Origin of the sequence: Halobacillus sp. BBL2006 (assembly GCF_000786645.1) — a bacterium.
In the GTDB taxonomy this organism is placed as follows: Bacteria; Bacillota; Bacilli; order Bacillales; family Halobacillaceae; genus Halobacillus.
Genome location: NZ_JRNX01000322.1, coordinates 1 through 8,993, shown reverse-complemented (window position 1 = coordinate 8,993; position 8,993 = coordinate 1). Strand labels below are relative to the sequence as shown.

Here is an 8,993-nt window from a genome sequence, read left to right as displayed (position 1 = left end):
AATCTGCGTTGATTTCATACAAGTTTTCAATGTTCGTTTTTTTCCACCGCTACTTTACTTATGTCCTAGCCTCTTTTTCTATTGTCTTTATCAAACTCTATTGTGATCCGTCTTCATAGCATAATTAACAACAAGCGGAAAAAAGTATATTTATTAAAACCTTTACAAAAGTTACAGCGGTATGTCTATCTTTACTAACTATCCTTCACCTTACCTGTTTTCTGTCATATACTCATACTCTATCATTACCCGGGAATAAATAGAGTGTAAGCCAATAAGCCCTGGGAGGGATGACAAAATGGTTTGGCTGTTACTCATCATTCCTGCAGTGATCATCACTGTTGCGGTCTACTTTGAGCGGAGAAATAAAAGACAGGTACAAGAAGATCACTTGAGCGTTAAAGATCATCAAACACTTGAACAGGATTACATTTCTCACGGTTCAGGAAACGAATCCACGAAACCAGAAAACTTATAAAACCATTCAACATAACTAGAAGTCAAAAGCGATCCAGGCTTTTGACTTTTTTGTTCTGTTATTGAAAGAAAAGTCATACAGTAGAGTTGGACTGTCTGTCGCTGAAAATGATTCTCAAAATCATTGACAGGTCTTTGTTTACCCCATAAACTAGATTATAGTGATAATTGTACGTGTTTTTCTGGATTAGTGTTTGTGGATAAAGGAGAGGTTAAGAAGATGGAGACGCTGCTAGCAAATAATTTAACCTTGGGATATGGAGATTCCATTATCATAGATTCGTTGAATATTGAGATTCCAAAAGGAAAAGTATCTGTCCTGATCGGAGGCAACGGATGCGGTAAATCCACCCTTTTACGGTCAATGGCCCGCCTCTTGAAGCCTAAATCAGGAGAGGTTGTTCTTGATAGTAAAGATATCTCTAAGATGAAAACGAAAGAAGTCGCCAAGAAAATGGCGATTCTGCCTCAAAGTCCAACGACACCAGAAGGGTTGACGGTTCATCAGTTAGTAAAGCAAGGGAGATATCCTTATCAAGGATTCACGAAACGCTGGTCTGAAGAAGACGAACGTGCTGTTGAGAAAGCCTTGAACGATACGAATTTGGCTGAATTGAGGGAGCGTACAGTAGATTCTCTATCAGGAGGTCAACGACAGCGGGCGTGGATTGCGATGACGCTTGCCCAGGATACTGATACCATTTTGCTTGATGAGCCGACAACTTACCTGGATATGACCCACCAAATTGATATCTTAGACCTGCTTTTTGACTTGAACCAAGATCATGGCCGTACGGTTGTGATGGTTTTACACGATATTAACTTGGCTTGTCGTTACGCAGACCATATTATTGCAGTCAAAGATAAGTCTGTTTTCGCACAAGGGAAGCCTGAAGAAGTCGTCAATTGTGAACTCATGCAGCATGTCTTTGATATGAATTGTGAAGTCAGACAGGACCCTTTATTCGGTACACCTATGTGTATTCCCCACGGTAAAGGGCGGTGCTTGATTAAACAAGCCCAGGCAGAAGCACAGTCTGCTCAATCCATCGTTTAACCATTTAGAAATTATGCAAAAAGCAATGGGAGGCATCGCTTCCCATTGCTTTTTTAATCAGGAATTTCTTCTAGGTTTTGGATAATATAAGTCGGCTCGATTCCAAGCTCAGGCCATTTCTGTTCTTTGCGATTGACCCAAGCGGTATGAAAGCCGAATGCTGCCGCCCCTGTAATGTCCCATGGGTTACTGGAGAAGAATAAAATTTCTTCTTTCTTACAACCCAGTTTTTCCTGGGCATATTTATATGCATCTGGGTGCGGCTTATACACCTGTACATCATCTGCACTGAGCAGATCAAAGGTCTCTGTCAGCTTGTTGTGGTTTAATAAAGGCTCGAGCATCGACCTAGTTCCGTTTGAAAAGATCGTAAACGTTTTATCAGGGGGGTTTTTAGAGAAGGTGGACACTTCATCGTAAGGCTTCAGTTTTTCATATTGCTTCATTAAATCATCCACTATGTCCGGCTTAACCGTCACATCACTAAAGGCAAGAGCGTCCTCTAACGCCCAGCGCGTAATTTCATTGAACGGGCGATATCCTTGAATGAGCTGGCGGACAAGAAAATAATGAATTTGCCGTTCTCTCCACTGCTGACTGATGGAAGCTCCTTGATCCGGATAATGCCCATGGATTTTTTCCATAACGGAATGAACATCAAAAAGTGTCCCATAAGCATCAAATACATATGCTTTATATCTCAATATATACACACTCCTTTACATCGTAGTTGTTTCCCTTTTCAAGGTGGTGGTAAACAGTAGGGAGCCGATGGAAGGGAGGAAAAAATGAACACATTCCATCATGGATATTGGACTTTTTTCGCTGCTAGAAAACAAAAACATCTTGGCTGGTTTATTTTCGGCAGTGTTTTACCTGACCTTGTGTATTATGTCATGTTTATATACTTAGCTATTGCGAGGAATGCATGGCAGGTGATCGACGATCCTGATCCAATGAGGTCATTGTTCGGGCTTGTCCATGACCTATTTGAACACCCAGTCGTGTTTGTGCTGCGCCAAGCGGGGCACTCTATATTTGTATGGGCAATCGTCTTTGTTATTGTGATCGTTTGGAAAGGATTTAGATTGACGAAGGGGACCGCACTTTTATATGGGTGGCTGGGTCATATCATCCTCGACCTGTTGACTCATGTAGAGGATGCTGTGCCGATGTTCTATCCGGTCAGCAGCTATACATTCAGAAGTAAAGTGTCGTACTGGGATGATGAGCACTATGCGCGGGTTTTTTCCATTATCAATACGACGCTGATTTTGTTATCGCTTCTATACCTTTTTATCCAAAAACTGAGAAAAAAGCGCCCGTTCACAAAAAGTTCATGACCTTCGGTGGTGTTTTTCGTTCTCTATGCTTTGGTTTTCATGATATGATTTATTGTGAATGCATCATTAGAAAAAACATTATGATCTAAATAGAGAAAGGGTAAGACGATGAAGAAATTCTCCATTTTGACAACGTTCGTAACTTTTCTCGCTCTGATTCTCGGTAACCTCGTCGTCGCGACGGATTCCGGAGATGCGTGCGGGACGTCATGGCCGTTTTGTAATGGATCGGTCATTCCCGATTTTACGAACTACCATGTCCTTATTGAATATTCGCACCGTTTGATGGTGCCGCTGCTCGCTATGCTGACGTTCATCAACGCCGTAGGAGCCCTTTATAAACATCGCAAGCGGAAATCTGTATTTATTTTATCTATCTTGAGCTTAGGCTTGCTCGTCTTTCAATCGCTTGTTGGGGGATTTAATGTGCTGCTTGGCACGCCTCCGGGATTTACGACGCTGGATGTCACGTTCAGTCAAATGCTCCTGGTCGTTCTAGTGCTATTGAGTTACAGCCTGCATGAGAAGAAAATAGAGCTTGACCGCACAAGCTGGTCTACAATTTCAATGAGCTACCGTACGTTTCTAATCGGCTTCAGTTTATATGTGCTTCAGGTCATATTAGGAGCCTTTTTCAAGCATAGCCGTGCCAGTAATGTTCTTTTAGATATTCCTGCCGTCGAATACTTGATAAGAAATGAATCAATAGCGAACATGATTTACTCGCTGCACTGGGTGGCGACTGTCGTCATCATCGTTGCAGCCGTATGGTTTGTCATCTATGCATCTCGGTTCAAGTATCATATTACTCTATCTTGGCTCTATCTTATCTCCTTACTGATGAATGCGGTCGTAGGATTCGTCATCGTGGTGACAGGAAATATTGTTGTTGCGTCATCGATTCATATGATCATTTCGACGGTAACGATGGTGATTGGAGCAAGCATTTTAGGCGGGTATTGGTTCAAGCTGCAAAAGAAATTGATTTGAGGAAGGGGCTGCTTTTTGAAGCAGCTTCTTTTTTGTGGGATAAATCAAAATAGCTCAAAAACAAAAGGAGCCGCAACAATTGGTTTGAGGCTCCTTCCTTTTATCATAAAGCTCTCGATTGTTGAAGGCTCATTTTCGAGACTTTTTCATGTTTCAGTTGCCTTGGATAGAAAGTGGAGGTCCGGGAAACCACTCGCTTTCCTGCGGGGGACCTGGCAAGCTTCCAAACAAACGCAAGAACGTAAGGGCAACCACTTGTTCTCTACTGGTTTCCAGTTCCCCATTGCGCTAGTGAAGAGCTCGAAACTTCTGTATTTTTATAAAGGCTTGTAGAATAGCTATGAATCCATCATAGTAGCCAGGTTCCTTCCAAAAATCAAGCAAGTTAGTGGAACTTTGATTTCGGATGCTCTCTTGGTAAAGGGCGTTGGGGAAGGGGGAGACTCCTGTGGGATTAGAGTACAGGGTGAGATCCCGCAGGGCAGATGCCCGAGGAAGCTCAACGTACGCCCACGGAAAGCGACTCCTTTCCCAACGACCCTAAAACCACACATACATCTCGAAATCGAGTCTTCCAGATAACTGCACTATAGTTGTATAACCATTATAGTCTCATACAGAAAAAAGTCTTCATTTAAACAAATCTCGTATTTCTTCTTCACTTAAGGACGTCAACATAGATTCACCAGGCTGGATAATCTGATCGACAAGGTCACGTTTCTTTTGTTGAAGCTGATAAATACGCTCTTCAATCGTACCTTCGGAGATCATCCGTACCACCTGGACGACTTTTTCCTGACCAATGCGGTGAGCACGCCCTGCAGCTTGTTCCTCAATAGCAGGGTTCCACCATAAATCATAGAGGATGACGGTGTCGGCACCGGTTAGATTCAAACCTGTTCCTCCGGCTTTCAACGATATGAAAAAGGCATCTTTTTCCCCTTCATTGAAGCGTTCGACCTGTTCCATACGGTGTTCGGATTTTGTACTTCCATCGAGATAAAATCCATCGATTCCTTCTGCTGAAAGCTCCTTATGAAGCATAGTGAGCATGCTTGAGAACTGGGAGAAGATGAGCAGTCGATGTCCGCTAGCCTTCATCTCCTTCGCAAGTTCCTTCAACTGCTCCAGTTTTCCAGAACCTCCATCGTAATTCTCTAAGAATAGAGAAGGGTGACAGCAAATCTGACGAAGTCGAGTCAGTCCGGCCAGAATCTCCAGTTTGCCTCGCTGAATGCCCTTTGTGGCGATCGTTTCTTTAATGTCGTTCTGAATTCGTTCTAAATAGCCGAGGTACACTTCTTTTTGCTCGCGTGTAAGCTCTGAATACTGAACGGTATCAATCTTGTCCGGCAACTCATCAAGGACCTCGGTCTTCATCCGCCTTAGAATAAACGGACGAGTCATACGAGCAATTTTCTCGGGTTTCATATCTAGGAATTTCTTTTTGCTCGAATAAAAGCCAGGCATCAGTGTACGGAAAATCGACCATAGTTCTTGAAGGGAATTCTCAATTGGTGTTCCGCTCAGCGCAAAACGATGCTTTGCCTTGATCGTCCGCACTGCAGACGCTGTCTTCGTCGTTTCGTTTTTCACGGCCTGTGATTCATCTAAAATCATGGCATGAAATGTTTCCTTTTTGTAAAACTCGGAATCCTGCCTTAGCAGTGGATATGAAGTGATGACAATATCTGCTGATGCCATTTGTTCAAGTGCACTCAGACGAGTTTGCGGGTCGCCGGAAATAATTTGAACCGACAAGGTCGGCGCGAATTTTTCGACTTCTTTTTTCCAATTATAAATGAGCGATGCTGGGGCGATGATGAGTGCGGGATTCTCCATCATGCCATGTTGTTTTTCATAAAGCAGGAACGTAATTGTCTGCAGTGTTTTTCCTAACCCCATATCATCGGCAAGAATACCGCCAAGCCCGTAAGTTGCAAGGGATTTCATCCATCGAAACCCTGTCAATTGGTAGGGGCGCAGGTCTGCCTGGAGGTTTTCAGGTGCCTCGATGTTAAATGACTGAGGTGATTTCAATCGTTCAACAAGCTCTGTGAAAGACTGGTCACGCTCTGATTCATCTGTTCGCAAAGCGTCCTCGACTTGAAGGCTTCTCATTTTAGCAACTTGGACGTGACTGTCTTCGATGTCTTTACTTGTCAGATCGAGTTCTGATGCCAGGCGCTGGAACCTTTCGAATGATTCTGATGTTAAAGAGAGAAGTGCGCCGTCAGACAATCGATAGTATTTTTTTCGTTCAATTGAAGCTTTCAAGGCGGCGGAGACGTCATCCGAGCTGATGCCGTCGATGGCAAAGCTGATGTCGAGCCAGCTGCCGTCGCTTTGGATTTCCACTGAAGGTTTCAACTCATGGTCCTGCTGATCAAGTAGGGAGCGGACTGATGAGGATAAGAAGACCTCTGCATGCTCCCTGAACTTTGGAAGGAACTCTTGCATAAAGGTGTCCAGCTGTTCCTCATCTTCGATGTAGACGATATCTCCATCAAACTTGAATTCTGCGAACTCAATCAGCTCGATGATCGCTTGTTCTGTTGCGCTTTCTCTACGGATGATCGTGTTCTCATTTTGAGTTTTAGTCTTAAACGGATCAATCGTCACATCGCCGTAACGGAAGCGGACTTCAATCGTCAAGGTCCAACGGTAAAAATCGAGATAAACTTCTGCGCGCAATGGTTTTTGAACGATTTTTTTCTGAGCAGAATCGTCGAGCTGAACATTTGCGATGGTCTCCAGTTCAGGCAGGACATAGGAAACAATCCCTTCCATATCAGAATGATTGACCGTATGATTTCCATTTGAATTATAGGGGAATAACGAATGCAGCGTCTGGATGACCTCTTCTTTTTCAGCCTCAATCGGATAGAACGTTCCCTCTTTATAAAGCAAGTGGTAATCCGACAAATAATCATAATTTTTCAAGTTGTTCATATGCATGTGGAAATGACCGCGTTCTTCTGAGATATAAAAGGAGAGTTCAGGGAACTGCTGTTCAAAGTGCAGAACCCCTTTGTTCTCACCGCGATCAATGATTTCACAGTTTTTCTCTTCCAATTTAGGGATAAGGTTTGCTGCGAGTACCGGCGGTATTCTCAACGTTTTCTGTTCACTAAGATTCCATTGTTGTTCATAGAAACGCTCTTGTTCATAAGCGTGAATAAGCAAATCGAATATCGCTCGGTCCTCAGTAGTGATCATGTGGTCAGCAGGATCATAGGTGAATTTCTTTGTAATTCGATATGGCTGCTCAAGATCAATATGGTCAAGCAACTCTCGGATGTTCTTGATAACGTAAGGGTAACCCTCTCCTAACTTTACCTCAACGCTCAAGCTTTTTGTTCCAAGTAAAGAATGGAGATGGAGAAAGTATTGGATTTCCAACGGTTTTTTCAAGTCGTTAGACACACGGTTTTCCTGGCGTTGCCGGAAGGTTTCAAATAAACGCATCGCAAACAAACGATCATTGTTCGTCGTTGATGATCGTTCTTGCTTTCCTTGCTCTGCCAATTTTGGGGCGATTTGTTCTAAAGCTTTCTCACGAATCGCAATTAAGACAGCGGCGATGTGTTTACACGTATAGTAGCTACTGTAGGCAGGGCATTCACAAGTCGCTTCTACATCATCGTCCTCAAAAAAGAAGACGCGTACTTCATAATCATGCGTACCCGCTACGACAGCCCGCCATGAGCGAATGGCGCTATTATGAGAAAGGCCGTAAACTTTACCGGCTTCGAAATAGTGTTTTCCTCGTGTATAAAATGTATTTCCGGTTATTTTCTTTATATCTTTTGGTTGTAATAAGTACGTCTGCATAAATGGCATCCTTACTATCAGTATTTCCCTTTATTATAACAGGTTTGAAAAGATGAAGATTTCCTACAAATGTAACCTCAGGTCATCCATAATCTTCCACCTCAGGTCATCCTGAATATGGATGACCTGAGGTGGAAGAAATTCCTTTTACGATTGATTTTACGCCATGGTTATGCTAACTTTCAAAGTATGAGTTTGAAAATTCGAGGAAGCCGCTCGCTCGAGGGAGCGGTTTTTTTATGGAGTGAAGAGTCCAATGTGATCCGTATATCCCCGAACGAATTCAACAAACGATCATTATATGATGGAGGATATGACGATGCAAATACAAGATGAAATGAAAAAACGCAGGACGTTTGCGATCATCTCGCACCCGGACGCCGGGAAAACGACGATGACAGAGAAAATGCTGTTGTTCGGTAACCTCATCCGTTCAGCAGGAACTGTAAAAGGGAAAAAATCAGGTAAATTCGCTACCTCAGACTGGATGGAAATTGAGAAACAGCGTGGAATTTCCGTAACGTCCAGTGTAATGAACTTTCCTTATAAGGGTTACCAGGTAAACATTTTAGATACTCCAGGACACGAGGATTTCAGTGAAGACACTTATCGAACGTTGACGGCTGTGGACAGTGTGGTCATGATCATCGACGCGACAAAAGGGATCGAGGCCCAAACACTGAAATTGTTCAAAGTGTGTAAAATGCGCGGGATTCCAATTTTTACTTTTATTAATAAAATGGACCGCGAAAGTCGGGATCCATTTGAACTGATGGAAGAAATAGAAGAAACGTTGAATATCGAGACCTATCCAATGACATGGCCAGCCGGAATGGGTAAACGATTCCTCGGTGTTTTCGATCGCAATAATGAACAATTTGTCCACTTCTCTGGAAATGAAGAGGAAACATACATTCCGTATGAAGAGCTTGACCAGTATCCAGAGTTAACGGAAAACGCGACATTCCAGGAAGCGCAGGAAGAAATGGAGCTGTTGGTTGAAGCTGGAGACAACTTCACGATGGAAAAAGTCTTGAAAGGCGATCAGACACCAGTCTTCTTTGGTAGTGCCTTAGCTCCTTTCGGTGTTGAAACGTTCTTCAATACATTCATTGATATGGCACCAGAGCCTGCGCCAAGAAAATCAACAGAAGGAGTCGTGTCACCGGATCACGAAGAGTTTTCCGGATTCATTTTCAAGATTCAAGCCAATATGAATCCACAGCACCGTGACCGGATCGCTTTTGTTCGCATCTGCTCAGGAAAATTTGAACGAGGGATGAGCGTCACCC

Annotated in this window: 7 protein-coding genes; 5 read left to right on the top strand and 2 right to left on the bottom strand. The window is 43.3% G+C overall.

From position 1 onward, the window contains the following. Nucleotides 1–298: 298 nt before the first annotated feature. Nucleotides 299–478: a hypothetical protein gene (locus LD39_RS10280; RefSeq protein ID WP_035545935.1), complete on the top strand. Its 180-nt coding sequence runs from the start codon at nucleotides 299–301 to the stop codon at nucleotides 476–478. Nucleotides 479–697: 219 nt separating this feature from the next. Beyond that, nucleotides 698–1,534, top strand: a complete 837-nt coding sequence (locus tag LD39_RS10275) for an ABC transporter ATP-binding protein (protein WP_035545933.1) — start codon at nucleotides 698–700, stop codon at nucleotides 1,532–1,534. Nucleotides 1,535–1,587: 53 nt separating this feature from the next. On the opposite strand, the gene LD39_RS10270 is transcribed toward LD39_RS10275, so the two are convergent. After that, nucleotides 1,588–2,238: a haloacid dehalogenase type II gene (locus tag LD39_RS10270; RefSeq protein ID WP_197061416.1), complete on the bottom strand. Its 651-nt coding sequence runs from the start codon at nucleotides 2,236–2,238 to the stop codon at nucleotides 1,588–1,590. An 84-nt stretch (nucleotides 2,239–2,322) separates the two neighbouring features. Between LD39_RS10270 and LD39_RS10265 the strand changes: the two genes are divergently transcribed. Both LD39_RS10265 and LD39_RS10260 read left to right on the top strand, forming a co-directional pair. After that, entirely contained in the window at nucleotides 2,323–2,877 is a 555-nt protein-coding gene (locus LD39_RS10265) for a metal-dependent hydrolase (RefSeq protein WP_035545932.1), read from the top strand. Nucleotides 2,878–2,985: 108 nt separating this feature from the next. Further along, nucleotides 2,986–3,867 carry a heme A synthase gene (locus LD39_RS10260; protein ID WP_035545930.1) on the top strand — a complete coding sequence of 294 codons (882 nt, stop codon included), beginning with the start codon at nucleotides 2,986–2,988 and terminating at the stop codon, nucleotides 3,865–3,867. A gap of 630 nt (nucleotides 3,868–4,497) precedes the next feature. Here LD39_RS10260 and LD39_RS10250 read toward each other — a convergent pair. Beyond that, complete coding sequence (locus LD39_RS10250; RefSeq protein ID WP_035545926.1) at nucleotides 4,498–7,701, bottom strand: DEAD/DEAH box helicase; 3,204 nt, start codon at nucleotides 7,699–7,701, stop codon at nucleotides 4,498–4,500. A gap of 319 nt (nucleotides 7,702–8,020) precedes the next feature. Here LD39_RS10250 and LD39_RS10240 point away from each other — a divergent pair. Further along, nucleotides 8,021–8,993, top strand: a 973-nt coding sequence (locus LD39_RS10240; RefSeq protein WP_035545922.1) for a peptide chain release factor 3, incomplete at its 3' end; no start/stop codon positions are given.